At 73.8% G+C, this 17,261-nt stretch carries 17 protein-coding genes; 9 read left to right on the forward strand and 8 right to left on the reverse strand.

Annotated elements, in window-relative coordinates; all coding sequences use genetic code 11:
- Window positions 1-52 precede the first annotated feature (52 nt).
- Complete coding sequence (locus tag ACWEMJ_RS06600) at window positions 53-547, forward strand: cupin domain-containing protein (protein ID WP_452135858.1); 495 nt, start codon at window positions 53-55, stop codon at window positions 545-547.
- Between the two features lie 18 nt (window positions 548-565).
- On the opposite strand, the gene ACWEMJ_RS06605 is transcribed toward ACWEMJ_RS06600, so the two are convergent.
- Window positions 566-2,146, reverse strand: coding sequence for an MFS transporter (locus tag ACWEMJ_RS06605; protein ID WP_452135859.1), 1,581 nt, complete (start codon window positions 2,144-2,146; stop codon window positions 566-568).
- 124 nt (window positions 2,147-2,270) lie between these two features.
- Between ACWEMJ_RS06605 and ACWEMJ_RS06610 the strand changes: the two genes are divergently transcribed.
- Entirely contained in the window at window positions 2,271-2,606 is a 336-nt protein-coding gene (locus tag ACWEMJ_RS06610) for an ArsR/SmtB family transcription factor (RefSeq protein WP_452135860.1), read from the forward strand.
- A 1-nt stretch (window position 2,607) separates the two neighbouring features.
- Here the strand turns inward: ACWEMJ_RS06610 and ACWEMJ_RS06615 are convergent, their stop codons facing one another.
- On the reverse strand, window positions 2,608-3,678 hold the full coding sequence (locus tag ACWEMJ_RS06615; RefSeq protein ID WP_452135861.1) for an RNA ligase (ATP): 1,071 nt from the start codon (window positions 3,676-3,678) through the stop codon (window positions 2,608-2,610).
- A gap of 345 nt (window positions 3,679-4,023) precedes the next feature.
- Here ACWEMJ_RS06615 and ACWEMJ_RS06620 point away from each other — a divergent pair, with 345 nt between their 5' ends.
- The gene (locus ACWEMJ_RS06620) at window positions 4,024-5,022 is read left to right on the forward strand and encodes a zinc metalloprotease (RefSeq protein WP_452135862.1); all 999 of its coding nucleotides are present in this window, start codon (window positions 4,024-4,026) and stop codon (window positions 5,020-5,022) included.
- 95 nt (window positions 5,023-5,117) lie between these two features.
- Here the strand turns inward: ACWEMJ_RS06620 and ACWEMJ_RS06625 are convergent, their stop codons facing one another.
- Window positions 5,118-6,044, reverse strand: coding sequence for an AurF N-oxygenase family protein (locus ACWEMJ_RS06625; RefSeq protein WP_452135863.1), 927 nt, complete (start codon window positions 6,042-6,044; stop codon window positions 5,118-5,120).
- Window positions 6,045-6,199: 155 nt separating this feature from the next.
- Here ACWEMJ_RS06625 and ACWEMJ_RS06630 point away from each other — a divergent pair, with 155 nt between their 5' ends.
- On the forward strand, window positions 6,200-7,207 hold the full coding sequence (locus ACWEMJ_RS06630) for a PHP domain-containing protein (RefSeq protein ID WP_452135864.1): 1,008 nt from the start codon (window positions 6,200-6,202) through the stop codon (window positions 7,205-7,207).
- A gap of 34 nt (window positions 7,208-7,241) precedes the next feature.
- A complete protein-coding gene (locus ACWEMJ_RS06635) occupies window positions 7,242-7,928 on the forward strand; it encodes a VOC family protein (RefSeq protein ID WP_452135865.1) in 687 nt (228 codons plus the stop codon).
- 32 nt (window positions 7,929-7,960) lie between these two features.
- Here ACWEMJ_RS06635 and ACWEMJ_RS06640 read toward each other — a convergent pair whose 3' ends face one another.
- A complete protein-coding gene (locus ACWEMJ_RS06640; protein WP_452135866.1) occupies window positions 7,961-8,755 on the reverse strand; it encodes a tyrosine-protein phosphatase in 795 nt (264 codons plus the stop codon).
- Between the two features lie 228 nt (window positions 8,756-8,983).
- Here ACWEMJ_RS06640 and ACWEMJ_RS06645 point away from each other — a divergent pair, with 228 nt between their 5' ends.
- Together ACWEMJ_RS06645 and ACWEMJ_RS06650 are read left to right on the forward strand one after the other, a co-directional pair.
- Window positions 8,984-9,550: a DJ-1/PfpI family protein gene (locus ACWEMJ_RS06645; protein WP_452135867.1), complete on the forward strand. Its 567-nt coding sequence runs from the start codon at window positions 8,984-8,986 to the stop codon at window positions 9,548-9,550.
- Window positions 9,551-9,618: 68 nt separating this feature from the next.
- A complete protein-coding gene (locus ACWEMJ_RS06650) occupies window positions 9,619-10,221 on the forward strand; it encodes a TIGR03086 family metal-binding protein (RefSeq protein WP_452135868.1) in 603 nt (200 codons plus the stop codon).
- Window positions 10,222-10,253: 32 nt separating this feature from the next.
- Here ACWEMJ_RS06650 and ACWEMJ_RS06655 read toward each other — a convergent pair whose 3' ends face one another.
- On the reverse strand, window positions 10,254-10,832 hold the full coding sequence (locus ACWEMJ_RS06655) for a TetR/AcrR family transcriptional regulator (protein ID WP_452135869.1): 579 nt from the start codon (window positions 10,830-10,832) through the stop codon (window positions 10,254-10,256).
- 320 nt (window positions 10,833-11,152) lie between these two features.
- Here ACWEMJ_RS06655 and ACWEMJ_RS06660 point away from each other — a divergent pair, with 320 nt between their 5' ends.
- Complete coding sequence (locus tag ACWEMJ_RS06660; RefSeq protein WP_452135870.1) at window positions 11,153-12,586, forward strand: MFS transporter; 1,434 nt, start codon at window positions 11,153-11,155, stop codon at window positions 12,584-12,586.
- A 62-nt stretch (window positions 12,587-12,648) separates the two neighbouring features.
- Here the strand turns inward: ACWEMJ_RS06660 and ACWEMJ_RS06665 are convergent, their stop codons facing one another.
- Entirely contained in the window at window positions 12,649-13,038 is a 390-nt protein-coding gene (locus ACWEMJ_RS06665; RefSeq protein WP_452135871.1) for an SCO5389 family protein, read from the reverse strand.
- Between the two features lie 185 nt (window positions 13,039-13,223).
- Between ACWEMJ_RS06665 and ACWEMJ_RS06670 the strand changes: the two genes are divergently transcribed.
- Window positions 13,224-13,493 (forward strand): DUF2630 family protein, encoded by a 270-nt coding sequence (locus ACWEMJ_RS06670; protein WP_452135872.1) that lies wholly within the window; start codon window positions 13,224-13,226, stop codon window positions 13,491-13,493.
- 92 nt (window positions 13,494-13,585) lie between these two features.
- Here the strand turns inward: ACWEMJ_RS06670 and ACWEMJ_RS06675 are convergent, their stop codons facing one another.
- Entirely contained in the window at window positions 13,586-15,136 is a 1,551-nt protein-coding gene (locus tag ACWEMJ_RS06675) for a beta-N-acetylhexosaminidase (protein WP_452135873.1), read from the reverse strand.
- A 62-nt stretch (window positions 15,137-15,198) separates the two neighbouring features.
- A complete protein-coding gene (locus ACWEMJ_RS06680) occupies window positions 15,199-17,187 on the reverse strand; it encodes a right-handed parallel beta-helix repeat-containing protein (protein WP_452135874.1) in 1,989 nt (662 codons plus the stop codon).
- Window positions 17,188-17,261 lie beyond the last annotated feature (74 nt).

Below are 17,261 nucleotides of genomic sequence, written 5' to 3' on the forward strand. Positions count from 1 at the left end.
CCCGGTGCAATTGCCGTGCGCCAATGGCCACTTGGGCCCTAGGCTCGTGATCATGACGAACGTGAGCCTGCCCGCGATGCTGACCCGCCGCAGCGACGCCGAGACCTGCGCCGACCCGAGCAGCGTGATCACCCTGCTCGGCGAGTCGGACGCCGCGCCCGGCGGCTTCACCAGCTACCGCTCCCGCTTCGCCGCGGACGCGCCCGGCGCGCCCGCGCACTTCCACACCAGGGCGACGGAGCTGTTCTTCGTGCTCGGCGGCTCGCTGCGGGTGCTGGTGGACGACCGGGTCACGGTGCTGGACGAGGGCGACTTCCTGGCGGTGCCGCCGCACACCCCGCACGCCTTCGCGGCCGCGCCCGGCGCCGAGGCGGACGTCCTGTTCGTCTTCACCCCGGGCCTGGGCCGGTTCGACTACCTGCGCCTGCTCGGCCGGGTGATGCGCGGCGAGGCCGACCCGAAGGAGATCGCCGAGTCCGCGGAGCGCTACGACAACCACTACGTCGACAGCCCCGTCTGGCGCGCCGCGCTGGAGGCCTCCGCCTGAGCCGCGCCCGGCCGCCGGTCAGTCGGCCGCCGGGTGCTCGGCCCGGCGGCCGCGCAGCAGCGCCGTGATGAGCACCAGCAGCGCCAGGCAGATGCCGCCGAGCACCCACAGGACGGTGTGGAAGGCGCCGTCGTAGGCGTGGACCAGCAGGTCGGTGAAGGCGCCGCGCCGGGCCTCGTCGACCTGTCCGGCGGGGCCGGCGATGTTGCCGCTCGCGACCGTCCCGGCGACGGTGGCCGGGTCGTCGGCGCCGGGGTAGCCGGCCAGGTCGTCCCGGGTGCGGCCGCCGATGACGGTCGCCAGCAGCGAGCCGTAGACGGCCACGGCGACGGCCTCGCTGCCCAGGCGCATGGTGTTGAGGAACCCGGCGGCCATGCCGGCCCGCTCGGGGGCGACGAGCGCCAGGGCCTGGCCGTCGACCAGGCCGGCGGCGAGGGCGTAGCCAGTGCCGGTGAGCAGCATCGGCAGGGCGACCAGCGCGAGGTCGACGTCGGGCGTGAAGAGGCCGAGGCCGACGGTGCCGACCGCCAGCAGGACCAGGCTCAGCCGGATGACGCCCAGCGCGGAGACGCCCCGGGCGACCAGCTTGGCGGCCAGCATCGGGAACACCAGCATCGGGACGGTCAGCATCAGCATGATCGCCCCGGCGGCGGCGCTGGAGCGGCCGCCGGCGGCGGTGAGGTAACTGGGCAGGTACGTCAGCATGGTGACGAAGCCGAAGGAGCCGGCCACCGGCACCAGGCACAGCGCCAGGAACCGGCGGTCGGCGACGATGCCCAGGTCGAGCATCGGGTGCTCGGTGCGCTTCTCCACCGCGGCGAAGAGCGCCAGCACGACGACCGTGCCGGCGAACAGGCCGAGCACGCCCGGGCCGGCCCAGCCCCACTGCGAGCCCTGCGCGATGCCCGTGGTGAGCAGCAGCATGGCGAGCACGAACAGCGCCGAGCCGAGGACGTCGACGCGGCCGCCCCGGCCGCGGGTCTCCGGCACGGCGCGGGCCATGGTCGGCACGGCGAGCAGCACCAGCGCCGGCACGATCGCGTGCACCGCGAACACCCAGCGCCAGCTCGCGTGCTCGATCAGCGCGCCGGACAGCGACGGGCCGAAGGAGACGCCGAGGCCGGCGACGGTGCCGAACAGCGCGAAGGCCCGGCCGCGGGCCGGGCCTTCGAAGACGGTCGACAGCAGCGCCGCGCCGCAGGAGAAGACCGCCGCGCCGCCGATGCCGGCCAGGGCGCGGGCCGCGTCCAGCACGATCACGTCGCCGGCGAAGACGGCGGCCAGCGAGGCGACCGCGAAGACCGCGGCGCCCAGCGCGAAGGCACGGACCCGGCCGATGATGTCGGCGACGGACCCCCAGGCGAGCGTGCAGCAGGCGAACGCCACGTTGAAGGCGTTGACCACCCACTGCAGGGGCACCAGCGGGGCGTCCAGGTCGGCCCCGATGTACGGCAGCGCCACGCCGGTGCCGGAGATGGAGGTGGGGACGACGAAGACCGCCAGCAGGACGGCGACCAGGATCAGCGTCTGTCGGCGGCGCCCCGGCGCGCGCAGCGAGGCGTCCTCGCCGGCGAGTGGGGATTCGGTCTGTGCGGCCATGGGGGGAGGCTCCCGCTGCTCAGGTTCGGTTTTTGTCGAACCTGAGACTCGCAGGGCACAGAGGTATCATGCAAGTCGAACCTGGCCGAGGGCCGGGGCCGGCGACCGACGGAGAGGCGGCGAGATGGTCGACGCGGAGGGCCACCCGGAGCGGGACGAGATGCAGCTCGCGGCGATCCTGAACGCCCTGGCGGATCCGCTGCGCTACCGCGTCGTCCAGGAGTTCGCGCAACTGCCGGACGGCACCGAACGGACCTGCCTGTCCTTCGAGCTGGGCGTCTCGAAGTCCACCCTCAGCCACCACTTCCGCGTGCTGCGCGAATCCGGCCTGGTCCAGCAGATCAACCGGGGCAACAGCCGCAAGGCGCACCTGCGCCGGGAGGACCTGGAGGCGCGCTTCCCCGGCCTGCTCGACCTGATCGGCCAAAACCCGCCGCCCGGCGACGGCCGAGAGGCCTGACCTACTCGTACTCGGTGCCGCCCTTGCGCGTCAGGTAGCCGCCGCCGACCGCCTTGGCGATCGCCCGGCCGCCCAGGAGCGGGCTGAACCGCTCGACGGCCGGACGGACCACCACGCCCTCCCGGGTGTGCAGCCGGCGCCCGGAGACGGTCTCGCGCCCCTCGGCGAGCTCCAGCACGCGGTCGGCGTCGAACGGCCCGCGCCACAGCTCGGGCGCCAACGGGAGCTCGCCGGCGAGCAGTCGGGGCGCGTCCAGCCAGTGCACCTGCCCGTCGATCAGCGCCGAGACGTCGAACGCCGCGTACCCCGGCGGCTGTTCGGTGCGGCTGCTCGCGCCGTAGCCGAGGTCCTGCACGCCGTCCCCGAAGACCTCGCCGAAGATCCCGACCCGGCTCGCCCCCAGCCGCTCGGCGAGCCGGGCGGCCAACTCCGGTATGCCGTACGCGCGGACGGCGCGCCAGTAGAGGTTGCGCCCGTCCTCCTTGAGCGCGAGGCCCTGCGCCCCGAGGCCCTTGGAGGAGACCTGGACCGCGCCGGTGTCGGCGTGGAAGGTGAGCAGGCAGCAGCTGCCGTGCAGCTTCTCGGTGACCACCACCGGCTCGCCCGGCTCGAAGGCGCCGGGGAAGCGCTTGAGGTTCTCGATGTCCACCCAGGGCAGCAGATCGGGCGCCGCCTCGACCTCGCCGCTCATCGTGGTCGGCACCGGCGGAACCCACTTGGTGACGCCGAGCAGCTCCGCGAAGTCCGTGCCCTGCTCGGCCGCCCGGGGCAGGTCGACCTCGGCCAGGGCGCGGGGGCGGCAGACGATGCCCTGCGACAGCTCGCCGCGCAGCCGGACGGCCTTGACCCGGTCGGCCCGGCTGCCCGCGAGCCGGCCGGTCAGCCCGAGCTCCTCGATCAACTCGGGCGGCAGGACGGCCTGTTCGGGGATGTAGCAGGCGAAGTCCCCGGTCCGGTACGCCCCCTTGGCCACGACGGCCCGGTAGAGGCCGACCTGCGCCAGCTCCAGGGCGTCGGCGTTCGGATGCTCCAGGACGGTCAGGCGTTCGGCGGTCACCCGCAATGTGGACATGGCGGTTTCGTCCCCCTTTGATCGGAAATGTCCGCGAGCCGGACGAGATCAACTGTGCCGGTCGGAGGCCGCTGCACGCCAAGGGTTTTCGGCACCGCTTCCGCGGCGGCCGGGCACGGTGGCGGAGCGTCGGTTTTCGGACAGTCGGGGCGGGCGCCAAGTCCGCGCGCGCCGGGGGAAGTCCGCCATGTGCGGCCGGATCGAGCCGTTCGCACCATCGGATTTGTCCGATTCGTCGTCAGAATCTCCAGGCCGGAACGCGCCTGACGCGGACATGCCCCTTTGCGTAGCCTTGACCCGGCGGTTCCCTCGACCGCCGTCCCCCACGACTCCTCAGGAGCGCAGATGCGTCCCTCCGTTCGCGTGTCCTCGCGTGCCCTCGGCAGGCTCCTCGGCGCCGCGACGCTGGTCGCCGGCCTCGGCCTCACCCAGTTCGCCGCCCCCTCCACGGCCGCCACCGTGCGGGCCGCGGCCTCCACCGAGTGCGCCGGGGAGGCGGCCCACGACGACGCCGCGGCCCGCAAGCCCGCCGGCAACTCCGTCGGCCGCGACCCCAACGCTGTCACCGACGCGCAGGTCAGGACGATGGAGGCGGACCTCAAGGCCCGCGTCGCCCAACTGGCGGGCTCCGCCCAGGGCGGCGCCCTGCTCGCCCCCGGCACGATCGCGGCCACCACCATCCCGGTGTACGTGCACGTCGTCCACTCCGGGACGACCGGCAAGCTGTCGGCCACCACCATCGCCAAGCAGATCGACGTCCTCAACGCGGCCTACAGCGGCCAGGGCGCGGGCAACACCCCCAGCCAGTTCCAGTTCCAGCTGGTCTCCACCGACTACACCGACAACGCGTCCTGGTACAACGGCATCGCGCCCGGCTCCAGCGCCGAGAGCGCGATGAAGAGCGCGCTGCGCAAGGGCGGCGCGAACGCCCTCAACCTGTATACCGCCAGCCTCGGGCAGTCGCTGCTCGGCTGGGCGACGTTCCCCAGCAGCTACAAGTCCAACCCGACCGACGACGGCGTGGTCATCCTCGACACCTCGTTCCCGGGCGGCTCGGCCACCAACTACAACGAGGGCGACACCGTCACCCACGAGGTCGGCCACTGGCTCGGCCTGTACCACACCTTCCAGGGCGGCTGCGGCGGCCAGGGTGACTACGTCTCCGACACCCCCGCCGAGAAGACCGCCGCCTACCAGTGCCCCGCCGGCCGCGACACCTGCACCGCCACCGGCGTCGACCCGATCCACAACTTCATGGACTACACGTACGACTCCTGCATGACGCAGTTCACCGCGGGCCAGGTCGCCCGGATGGCCACCTCCTGGGCCGCGTACCGGGCCTGAGGCCCGCACCCCGATGGTCGGGCCCTCGCGTCGTAGCGCGCGAGGGCCCGCTCGGCCGTCGGCGGCGGGTCGGGGCGGCGGGCTCGCGCGGCGGGTCAGGGCAGCAGGCTCGCGCGGCGCCAGGCGCGGGCGGTGGCGGGGGTGATGACGCCGAGCTCGGTGAAGAAGTCGACGGCCTTGCGCGACCAGTCGACGCGGGCCTGCCGCCAGTGCGGGTTGGCGTCGGCGGCGCGGCGGGCCTCGGCGGCGTCGAGGCCGGCCAGGGCGTAGACCCGGGGGTGGACGATCTCCTCGACGGACTGCCGGGCGAGCAGGGCGAGGCCGCGGCGGAAGACGGCGCGGCGGGCGGGGTGCATCCGGGCCCAGCGGCGTTCGAGTTCGGGCTTGGCGTAGCCGATGTGCCGGGCCTCCTCGACGACGTGGATCCGGGCGACCGCGCGGGCCAGCGGCTGGAGGCTCTCGTCGCGGATCATCTCGCGCTGCATCGCGTCGGTGAACTCCTCGACGAATATCGCCCCGGCGAAGGTCATCGTGGTGTCGTTGAGCAGGAAGTGCAGCCGCCCGAGGCGGTCCGCGCGCCGGGTGGGGCGGGCCGACGGGTAGCCGGTGGCGGTGATGTAGCGGGCGAACATGGTGGAGTGCCGGCACTCGTCGGCGACCTCGGTGAGCGCGTACTGGGCGTGGCCGGTGGTGAGGTCGTTCTCGTAGACGTGCCGGATCAGGCCCTCCATCAGGACGAGTTCGAACCAGATGCCGGCGGCCGTGGTGGAGGCGAACTGGTGGACGCTCAGCCGGGCGCGCTGCCGGTCGTCGAGGCGCTCCCACAGCGGGGTGCCGTAGAGGGAGACCCGGTGGGCGGGCAGCGCGTAGTGGTCGGGGTCGACGGGGGCGCTCCAGTCGATCTCGGTGAGCGGGTCGTAGGAGTGCTTGGCGGAGGCGCGCAGCAGTCGGGCGGCGTTGAGTTCGCGGTCGGCGTTGCGCTGCTGGGCGATGGTCCCGGCGGGGGCGGCGGTGTCGGGCATGGGCGGGCTCCGGAGGGTCGCGGGGGCAGGGGCTCCAGGAGTGAGTAAACCAATGAGACAGACTGTCAACAAGGGTTCGGCGCAGATCACCGGCCCGACGGCCGTCCGGCGGCAACCCGCGTGCGGCGCGGTGCGGCCCCGCGCAGACTGGCCGCATGGATCCGGTCACCGCCCTGGAACGCATCGCCTTCCTGCTGGAGCGTGAACTCGCCTCCCCCTACCGGGTCAAGGCGTTCCGCACCGCCGCCGAGGCCGCCGCCCAACTGCCCCCGGGGCCGGTCGACGCGGCCGCCGCCGAACGCCTGCCGGGCGTCGGACCCGTCACCGCACGGGTGATCGCGGACGCCACCGCGGGCCGCATGCCGCAGTACCTGGTGGAGACGGAGGCGCGGACCGCCGCCGCCGAACCCGCCCGGTCCACGGCCGCGCTGCAACTGCGCGAGAAGCTCCGGGGCGACTGCCACCTGCACTCGAACTGGTCCGACGGCGGCGCCCCGATCGAGCTGATGGCCCGCACCGCCCGCGACCTCGGCCACCACTGGGCGGTGCTCACCGACCACTCGCCGCGGCTGACCGTCGCCAACGGCCTGAGCGCCGAGCGGCTGCGCGAACAGCTCGACGTGATCGAGGAGTTGAACGGCCGGCTGGCCCCGTTCCGGCTGCTGTCCGGCATCGAGTGCGACATCCTCGACGACGGCTCGCTCGACCAGGACGAGGACCTGCTGGCCCGGCTGGACGTGGTGGTCGCCTCGGTGCACTCCAAGCTGCGGATGGAGCGGGCCGCGATGACCCGCCGGATGCTGGCCGCCGTCCGCAACCCGCTGGTCGACGTGCTCGGCCACTGCACCGGGCGGCGGCTGGGCAAGAAGCCGCGCCCGCAGTCCGAGTTCGACGCGGAGGCCGTCTTCACCGCCTGCCGGGAGCACGACACCGCCGTCGAGATCAACTGCCGCCCGGACCGGCAGGACCCGCCGGACGACCTGCTGGCCCTCGCCGCCGACCTCGGCTGCCTGTTCGCGATCGACACCGACGCGCACGCCCCCGGCCAGCTCGACTGGCAGACCGTCGGCTGCGAACGGGCCGTCGGGCACGGCCTGGACGTCGAACGGATCATCACCGCCTGGTCGGCGGACCACCTGCTGGCCTGGTGCCGAGCCCGGTGATCATGGTGTCGGAGCGCGGCGCTACGCTGCCCCGATGACAGAGCAGCAGCCGCAGGAACAGAGCGACCGCACGATCCGGCCCCTGGCGTTCCACGCCGCGCCCGGCACCGAGGACTGGCGGGTCCTGGGAGAGGGCGCGTGCACCTTCTACCCCACCGGCTCCTTCGCCGACGGCGCCCGGCTGGTGGCCGCGATCGCCGCCGCCGCGGACGGCCTCGGCGCGCCGGACGTGGACCTTCGGCCGGAGGGCGTCACCGTCCGCCTGATCGCGGTCGGCGAGGAGTACTACGGCCTGACCGAGCGCCACATCGAGCTGGCCCGCCGGATCTCCGCCGCCGCCCGCGCACTCGGCGCCACCGCGCAGCCGCACGCCGTGCAGACCGTCCAGGTCACCGTGGACGCCCTGGAGCGGCCCGCCGTGGTCGCCTTCTGGCGGGCGCTGCTCGGCTACCGCGACCGGGCTGGCAGCCCCGAGGACCTGATCGACCCGGCCCGGCGCGGCGCGCCGTTCTACTTCCAGCAGATGGACGAGCCCCGGCCGCAGCGCAACCGGGTGCACGTGGACGTGTGGGTGCCGTACGACCTCGCCGAGCAGCGGGTCGCCGCCGCGCTGGCCGTCGGGGGCCGACTGGTGACGGACGAGCACGCCCCGGTGCTGTGGGTGCTGGCCGACCCGGAGGGCAACGAGGCCTGCGTGGGCGCGGCCGGCGCGCAGGGGTAAGGGAGCGGTCGGGCGGTTGGACTGCCTGATGATCAGATGATCAGGCGGCTGCGGAGGCTGTCCAGCGTCTCGTCCTTGAGGCCGAGCGCGCTGCGGGCGTAGCTCTCCGGGTCGCCCCAGTGGTCGGTGAGGGTGTCCAGGGCGGCGGCCAGGTACTCGGCGTGGACCGAGAGGACCGCGTCGGCGATCTCCGGGTCGCCGCCCCCCGTGAGGAAACGTTCCAGCACCGGCGCGTACCGGGCGTGCACCGCCGGATCGACGGACAGGTACTCGGTGCGCACGGTCTCCTCGTCCGCGCCCAGCAGCAGCAGGATCAGGGTCGCGCCCCAGCCGGTGCGGTCCTTGCCCGCCGTGCAGTGGAACAGCACCGGGCCGCCGCCCTGGTGCGCCAGCGCGGTGAGCAGCTGCTTGTAGGCGTGCCGGGCGGCGGTGGAGGTGACGTACGCGCGGTAGTCCTCGCACCGGGCGAGCGCCGCGCGGCCGCCGCCGAGGGCGCGGTTGGCGGCGGCCGGGTCGGCGAGCGCGGCGGTCAGCTGGGCGGTGACGCCGTGGCCCGCGCGGTCCGCGAGCACGTCGGCGACCAGCAGGTGCGCCCCGCCGGGCACCCGGTCCGGGAAGGCGGCGCGGTCGGGGCCGCTGCGCAGGTCGATCACGGTGCGGACGCCGAGCGCGTCGAACATCGGGTCGCCGGCCGGGTCCAGCCGGTCCAACTGGCCGGAACGCAGCGCCAGTCCGGGCCGCACCCGGGAGCCGCGGGGCAGGTCGATGCCGCCGAGGTCGCGCAGGTTGGCGACGGTGGCGGAGTCAACGATGTGCGAGTGCTGCATGACGACCTCCCTGCCCGCGGACCTTGGCAGCACGCTAGGCGCGCCCCGGGCGGGTCGCCCCCGGAGTACCCCCGGCCGGGCGGCCGCTGCCCCGAGCGGCGGAGCGCACGCCCCGGCCGCGCGCCGTGCTGCGCGCGCCCCATTGCTTGACGGCGTGTCAGCAGGCAGGGTGGCAGCGTCGGCCCCGTCGGGGGGTTGCCAGACACGAACGAGGGACGGGAGCGCCGCATGGCAGCGAAGATCCTGATCATCACCGGGGACGCGGCCGAATCACTGGAGGTGTTCTACCCCTACCAGCGGCTGCTGGAGGAGGGGTACGAGGTGCACATCGCCGCGCCCGCCAAGAAGACGCTGCAGTTCGTGGTGCACGACTTCGTCCCCGGATTCGACACCTACACCGAGAAGGCCGGCTACACCTGGCCCGCCGACCTGGCGTTCGCCGACGTGGACCCGGCGCAGTACGTGGCGCTGGTGCTGCCCGGCGGCCGGGCGCCCGAGTACCTGCGCAACGATCCGGAGGTGCAGCGGATCGTCGCGCACTTCGTCGCCGACGACAAGCCGCTCGCGCAGATCTGCCACGGCCCGCTGATCACCCTGCGGACGGGCGCGATGGCCGGCCGCCGCACCGCCGCGTACCCGGCGCTGGAGCCGGACGTGGCCGCCGGCGGGGCGGCCTTCGTGGACGGGGACGCGGTGGTGGACGGCACGGTGGTCTCGGCCCGCGCCTGGCCCGACCACCCCGGGTGGATGCGGGCGTTCGTGGAGCTGCTGCGGGAGAAGGCGCCCGCCGAGTAGCCGGCCGGGCCGATCGGCGCACGGGGTGTCGGCTTGCCCGGCCGGGGCGGGCGGGCAAGCGTGGGCCCATGGCGACACACCTCGACGACCAAGCCCTGCTGGCGCTGCACGCCTGGGCCCTGGACCACTTCGGCCGGCTGGTCCGCGCCGTGCCCGACGACCGCTGGCAGGCGGCGACGCCGTGCACGGACTGGACGGTTCGGCAACTGGTGCGGCACCTGACGTCCGAACAGCTGTGGGTGCCGGACCTGCTGGCCGGCGCGACCGTCGAGGAGGTCGGCGACCGCTACGACGGGGACGTGCTCGGCGGCGACCCGGCGGCGGCGTGGACGGCCGCCGCCGACGCCGCCCGGGCCGCGTTCGCCGAGCCGGGCGCGCTGCGGCGCACCGTGCACCTGTCCTACGGGCGGCGGCGGGCGTCCGGGTACGCGCGGGAGATGACCGTGGACGCGATCGTGCACGGCTGGGACCTGGCGATCGGGATCGGCGCGGACGCCCGGATGGATCCGGCCGCGGCCGGCTTCGCACTGGACGAACTCGCCCCGCAGGCCGGGGCGTTGGAGGCCTCGGGGCTGTTCGCGGCGCCGGTTCCGGTGCCGGCCGACGCCGACGCGCAGACCCGGCTGCTGGGTCTGGTCGGCCGGGATCCGGCGCATCCGCTCGGCGGCTGAACGGAAGGGAGGAGGGGAGGGGTTCGGCGGTTTCAGGGGCGGGGGCGGATGCCGTCCAGGGCGATGGCGAGGACCCGGGTGCGGTCCTTCTCGTCCTGGAAGGCGACCGAGGCGATGCCGGAGACCATCCGGACCAGGTCGTCCATGGTCATGTCGGTGCGGACGGCGCCGTCCTGCTGGGCGCGCAGCAGCAGCGGGGTGCCGGCCTCGAACAGGGAGCGGCGGCAGGCGAGGAAGACGTCGGACTCCTCGCCCTGGAGGGCCTCGCGGATGGCGCGCTTGGTCATGGCGTAGTCGACGAAGCGGTGCAGCCAGGTGATCAGGGCGTCCCAGGACGGCCGGTCGGCCAGTGCGGTGGCGACCCGGCCGAGGTCCTCGACCTCGTTGGCGTAGACCGCCTCGAAGAGGTGCCGGCGGGTGGGGAAGTTGCGGTAGAGGGTGCCGATGCCGACACCGGCCCGGCGGGCGATGTCCTCCAGGGAGGCTTCGGCGCCGTGTTCGGCGAAGGCCTCGCGGGCGGCGGTGAGCAGCGCGTCGAAGTTGCGCGCGGCGTCGGCGCGGCGCGGGCGACGGGCGGCGAGGAACTCGCCGACGAAGATCGGTTCGGGCACGGGGACCTCGTTTCGACACATCCGGATTGAACCGGAGGCTCACCTCCGTTAATGTGGAGGCATGCCTCGACTTTAACACCGGGGCGCGGGCTTCGGCCTGCCCGGTCGGGGCCTCGTGCTGCCCGCGCCGGCACTGCTTTCGATGATCAGGGCCCGCGGGGCCCGCACTGTCTTCGTCAATTCGCTTCGGCCGCACCGGCGTTGATCGCCCACCGGGCGGCCCCTTCGCACCACCGCCCGTCCGGGCGGCTGCCTGCCAGTTGTGCGCCGCGACGCGCCGTTGTTCCCGTGCGCCGCGACCCGAGTCCCGAGAGGGTTCGATGAAACGCCAGTCCCACCGCCTCACCTTCGGCGTCCTCGCCGCCGGTGCGGGCGTGTTCGCGCTGCTCCAGTCGCTGATCACCCCGGCCCTGCCGATCGTCCAGGAGGCGATGCACACCTCGCAGTCCACCGTCACCTGGGTGATGACCGCCTACCTGCTCTCCGCCTCCGTGTTCACCCCGATCCTCGGCCGGATCGGCGACCTGGTCGGCAAGAAGCGCACCCTGGTCGCCGCGCTGGTGGCGCTGCTCACCGGCTGCCTGGTGGCCGCGCTCGCCCCCAACATCGCCGTGCTGCTGGTCGCCCGGGTGCTGCAGGGCATCGCGGGCGCGCTGTTCCCGCTGTCCTTCGGCATCATCCGCGACGAGTTCCCGCCCGGGCGGGTGGCCGGCGGGATCAGCAACATGTCGGCCGTGATCGCCGTCGGCAGCGGCCTCGGCATGGTGCTGGCCGGGCCGATCGTCGGCGCGCTGGACTACCGCTGGCTGTTCTGGCTGCCCGTGATCGTGGTCGCCGGCACCGTGCTGCTCGCCTGGCGCTTCGTCCCCGAGTCGCCCACCCGCGGCGAGGGCAGCGTGGACTGGCTGTCGTCCGTCCTGCTGTCCGGCTGGCTGGTCGCGCTGCTGCTGCCGGTCAGTCAGGCCGCCCAGTGGGGCTGGGGGTCGGCCCGGGTGCTCGGGCTGCTGGGCGTCGCCGCCGTGCTGTTCGCGCTCTGGGCGCTGAACGAGGCCCGCTCGCGCAACCCGCTGATCGACCTGCGGGTGATGCGGCTGCCCGCCGTGTGGACCACCAACACCGCCGCGCTGCTGTTCGGCGGCGGCATGTACGCGGTGTGGGCGTTCCTGCCCGGCTTCGTCCAGACGCCCGCGAGCGCGGGCTACGGATTCGGGGCCACCGTCACCGGCGCCGGACTGCTGATGCTGCCGATGGTCGGCGCGATGTTCGTCTCCGGCATCCTCGGCGGCCGCCTGGCCGGGCGCTTCCCCGCCAAGGCGCAGCTGGTCACCGGCGCGCTGCTCGGCGCCGTCGCCTGTGCGCTGCTCGCCGCGCGGCACGGCACGCAGGCGGACGTGGCGGTCGCGGCGGGCGTGTTCGGGCTCGGCATCGGGCTGGCGTTCGCCTCGATGAGCAACCTGATCGTGCAGAGCGTCGAGCCCGCCCAGACCGGAGCGGCGACCGGCATGAACGCCAACATCCGCACCATCGGCGGCTCGATGGGCGCCGCGCTGATGACCGGCCTGGTCACCGGCCACCTCCAGCCCTCCGGCCGCCCCCTGGAGTCCGGCTACACCCACGGCTTCGCGCTGCTCGCGGCGTTCTGCCTGGCCGCCGCGCTCGCCGCCCTGCTGGTGCCCTCCCGGCACGCCCGGCCGGTGGCCGCGCCGGCGGAGCCGTCGGCGGCCGAGCGGGACGCCGAAGTCGCCGTCGGGTGAGGCGGGTTGGGGTCTGCCGCCCGCCGCTTCCGGGAGCGGGGCGGGCGGCAGTCGGGCCCGGGTCAGCAGTCCCGCAGCTCCGGGGACTGGTTCAGCAGCTGGGCCCGGGGCGAGGTGAACTTCCGGTAGGTGGCGGTGTGCTGGGCGTTCGGGCGGAAGACCGCCAGGCGGTGGCAGTTCTGGAAGGCGAGCTTCACCGAGAAGTGCCGCTCCAGCGCGCCGCGGATCGAGTCGCTGGCCAGGGCGCGCAGCAGCTGGGCCCGTTCGGCGTCCGTCGGGGCGAGCGTGTTGTCGGCGAACTCGGCGTCGGTGGTGGCGAGTTCGGCCGTCAGGTCGTTGACGAGCCGGTAGGCGTAGGGGAGCGAGGTGCGGACGGTGGCGAGGAAGTCGGCGTCGCTGACCTCGTCGCGTTCGGCGAGCGCGAGCAGGGAGGGGGAGACGTCCAGGGACATGGTGCGGCCTTTCCAGGCAAATGGAAGTGGAAGTCGTTTTCAGTGCGAGATCCTGGCAAGGCCCCTGACGGACTGTCAATCGGGGATCCCCCGTTCGGGGCAACGCGCCGCTGCTGGTGCGGCCCGCGCGCCCGCTTCCTAGAGTCTTCCTGGGGAGGCCCGGACCGACCGCGAGGAGATTCCCGATGGCCGAGCAGAACAAGAGCGGCGGCACCGACCGCCGCATCCTGGAGCGGATCAGCGACATGGTCGACGCGGAACGCAAGCTGCGCGCCGCGCTCGCCGAAGGCCGCATCGACCAGTCCACCGAACAGCGCGAGCTCAAGGACCTGGAGGAGCAGCTCGACCAGTGCTGGGACCTGCTGCGCCAGCGCCGCGCCCGGGTCGACGCCGGCGACGACCCGAACCAGGCCGGCGTGCGCAGCGTCGAGGAGGTCGAGCGGTACGAGTCGTAGCACCGCGACGGGCGGACGCCCTGGTGGCAGGGCGCCCGCGCGTCGTCGTGAGGCCTCTTGTCAGGCCCGTCCCCAGATGTCGGTCGGGCTTCCTAGTCCTTCCCGGCGGAGGCCGGCAGGGCGGACGGGAGGGGGCCGTGGGTGGTGGCGAGGCGGGTGAGGCGGCGGAGGTGGGCGGTGAGGCGGAAGGCGAACTCGGGGTAGTCGCCGGCGGTGCCCCAGAGGACTTCGGCGAGGGCGCACAGGCGGGGGAAGGCCATGTACTCGACGTGGCGGGTGTTCGGCATCAGCTCGGTCCACAGGCAGCCCTGGCCGCCGAGGACGTGGGCGGCGGCGCTCGCGGGGAGTCCGGCGGGGACGGGGCGGTAGGCGTACACGTCGGCGGCGGTGAGCACCTCGGCGACGGCGAGCGGCTGGTCGACGAGCTCGGGGTCGGCCTGGTAGACGGTGAAGTACGTCAGCTGGTGCGGGGTCATCACGACGTCGTGCCCGAGCCGGGCGGCCTCGGCGCCGCCCTCCTCGCCGCGCCAGGACATCAGCGCGGTGCCGGCCGGCAGGCCGTCTTCGAGGAGTTCGTCCCAGCCGATCGGGCGGCGGCCCCGTTCGATCAGGAACTCGGCGAGCTGCCGGGTGAACCAGGCGGCCAGCGCCGACTCGTCGGGCAGGCCGAGCTCGCGCATCCGCCGCTGCACCCGGGGCGACTCGCGCCATTCGCGCTTGGGGACCTCGTCGCCGCCCAGGTGGACGTACGGGCCGGGGAAGACCTCCAGGACCTCGGTGAGGACGTCGCGGCAGAACTGGAGGGTGGACTCCTCGACGTTGAGGATCTGCTCGGTGATGCCCCAGGTGGTGCAGACGGGGCGGGCCGGTTCCAGGTCGTTGCCGAGCTCCGGGTAGGCGGCGATCGCGGCGCGCATGTGCCCGGGCAGGTCGATCTCGGGGACGATCGTGATGCCGCGCTGCTGCGCGTACGCGACCAGGGCGCGCAGTTCGGCCTTGGTGTAGAAGCCGCCGTGCGGCGTCCCGTCGAACACCGCGTCCGGGTCGTCCTGGCGGGTGTAGCGGCCGACCAGGGTCTCGGCGCGCCAGGCGCCGACCTCGGTCAGCCGGGGGTACTTCTCGATCTCGACGCGCCAGCCCTGGTCGTCCGTCAGGTGCAGGTGCAGCACATTGAGGCGGTGCAGGGCCGCCAGGTCGACCAGCTTGTGCAGGAACTCGACCGGGTAGAAGTGCCGGGCGACGTCGATCAGCAGGCCGCGCCAGGCGAACCGGGGCGCGTCGGCGATCCGCACGCACGGCACCGAGACGCCGCCGCGCCCGTCCGGCCGTGCCTCGTCGGCGAGTTGGCGCAGTGTCTGGGCGGCGAGGCGGTGGCCGTCGAGGCCGGCGGCGGTGACGGTGGCGCCGTCGGGCGTCACCTCGATCCGGTACGCCTCGGGGGCGAGCGCCGCCTCGACGCGCAGCGTGAGCGCGCCCGGGGCGGGGTCGGCGGTGAGCGGCAGGGGCTGGTCGAGGACGTCGCGCAGCAGGTCGGCGACGGGCTCCAGGCCCGCGGCGAGGCAGAGCTGGGTGGTCGGGGTGAGGTGCCAGCCGCCCGGGCCGGTCACCGTCATCGACGCGGGGCGGGGGACGAGGTGCGGCACGGGGGCTCCTGGGGAGGTCGGTCGGCCCGGGGGCGGGTGGGTCCGCCCCCGGGCCGAGGGGGTCAGCGGGTGCCGATCTCGTTCACGGCGAAGTTGCCCCACTGGAGGTTCGCCGCGCGGACCACCAGGCGCAGCTGGCTCGTCGTCACCGGGGTCGGCAGGGACACCGAACGGCGTTCCACCGCAGCGGAGTTGGACGACCAGGCGACGGTGGCGTCGGCGAGCGCGGTGACCCAGGCGGTGCCGTTCCAGTACTGGACGTCGAAGCGGGTGATGCCCTGGCCCGCCCCGAAGTGGGTGGCCAGTTCGACCTGGGAGACGGTGCGCGGGCTCTGGTAGGCGAGGGTCAGGTTGCCGCCCATGGCGACGCCGCTGGACGGGGAGGCCCAGCTGGTGGCGTCCGAGCCGTCCGCGACCGCCGCGAGGGCGCCCTGGCCGGTGGTGTAGGAGCTGGTCACCGTCGGGGCGGGCTCGGCGAGGCCGGAGCCGGGGGTGCGCTGGAGCGCGCCGAGGTCGGGCATGCCCTGCGGGAGGAGGGTGCCGACCGCGTCGCGGCCGCCGTCGTTGGCGACCTCCACGCCCTGCTGGAGGACCGGCGAGCCGGCGGTGGGACGGTAGCCGGCCAGGTCGGCGATCGAGGTGGCGGCGCCGGGCGCGGTCAGGCCCGGGTTGCCGGTGAGCGCGGCCCGGTCGGTGGCCGGGACGGGCCCGCCGTCGTACCAGTTGCGGTCGTAGGTGATGGCGCTGCCGGTGTTGTACGGCAGGTTGGCGGCGTTGTGGATGATGTTGTTGGACATCGTGACGCCCGCCGCGTTGTGGTACACGGCCGTCAGCGCGGTCATCGCCGAACTGCTGGGCGACACCCACACGGTGTTGTTGTAGACCTGCACCGAGGTGGTGTTGGTGGAGAAGGTGAAGATCTCGTTGCGGTCGTTCTGGCTGACGTTGTACCGGACCACCGCCGTGGCGGGCGCCGAGTCGCCGGAGACCGAGATGAAGAAGCCGCCGCCGTTGTCGTGCGAGTAGTTGTACTGCACCAGGCTGCCGCGGCTGCTCTCGTCGGCGTCCAGCGCGTCGCCGTCCATCTGCGGGCCGTTGTACTTGGTGCCGGAGATCTCGTTGAACTGCACGGTGGTGTTGTCGGCGTCCGCCCACCAGATCGCCACGTTGCCGTGCGCCTGCGCGGTGTCGGCGACGGTGTTGCGCTCGACCAGGGTGTCGCGCACCACCAGCGGGGCGATGCCGCCCGCCGCGATGCCGTGCACGTAGTTGTTGCGGATCACCGTGCCGGTGCTGGGCGTGAACGCCCGGTACTCGCCGGTCGGCGCGCCCAGGAAGGACCACAGCGAGGTCCAGCCGTCGCGCTGCATCCAGGTCGACCAGCCCGAGATGCCGTACGAGGCGATGTTCGCGACCTCGTTGTCCTGCACCGTCAGGCCGGTGAAGTAGGTGGGCGTGGTCGAGCCGCGCACCGTGTAGATGATGCCGCCGGAGCCCGGGTTGGAGCTGTTCGGCGGCGCGTCGATGTCGTGCACGTAGTTGCCGGTGATCCGCACGTTCGGGACGGCGCCGACGTCCTTCGCGTACACGTTGACGCCGATCCGGTACGGGGTCGAACTCGTGATCGGGCCGGCCGAGTTGGAGATCTCGAAGCCGCTCACGGTGACGTCGTGCTGGTTGGACAGCAGCACCACCGAGTCCACCGCGCCCTGCCCGTCCAGCTTCGGCTTGGCGCCCGTGCCGTACGAGGTGAAGGTGATCGGCGCGCCCGCCGTGCCCGAGCCGTGCGGGGCGAGCTGGCCGGTCCAGGTGTCGCCGGAGCGGAACGCGACGGTGTCGCCGGGCTGGAAGGTCTGCTTGCCGACCTGCGCCAGCGACTTCCACGGCGCGTCGGGGGAGGTGCCGCTGTTGCTGTCGCTGCCCGCCGAGGCGGACACGTAGTAGGTGGTGCCGGCGGCGTGCGCGGCCGGGGCCGCGAGGGTGGTGAGCGCTGCGGCGGCCAGGGTGAGCGCGCCCAGCGCGCTCAGGCTTCTCGTAGATCCGGTGGTCACGTTCTGCCCTCTCCTGAGGTGGGGTGCACAGGGGCCCTGCGAGCAGCCGGGCCGGGGGAGTGGCCCCAACCCGG

The sequence above is a fragment of the Kitasatospora sp. NPDC004531 genome, from assembly GCF_053602195.1.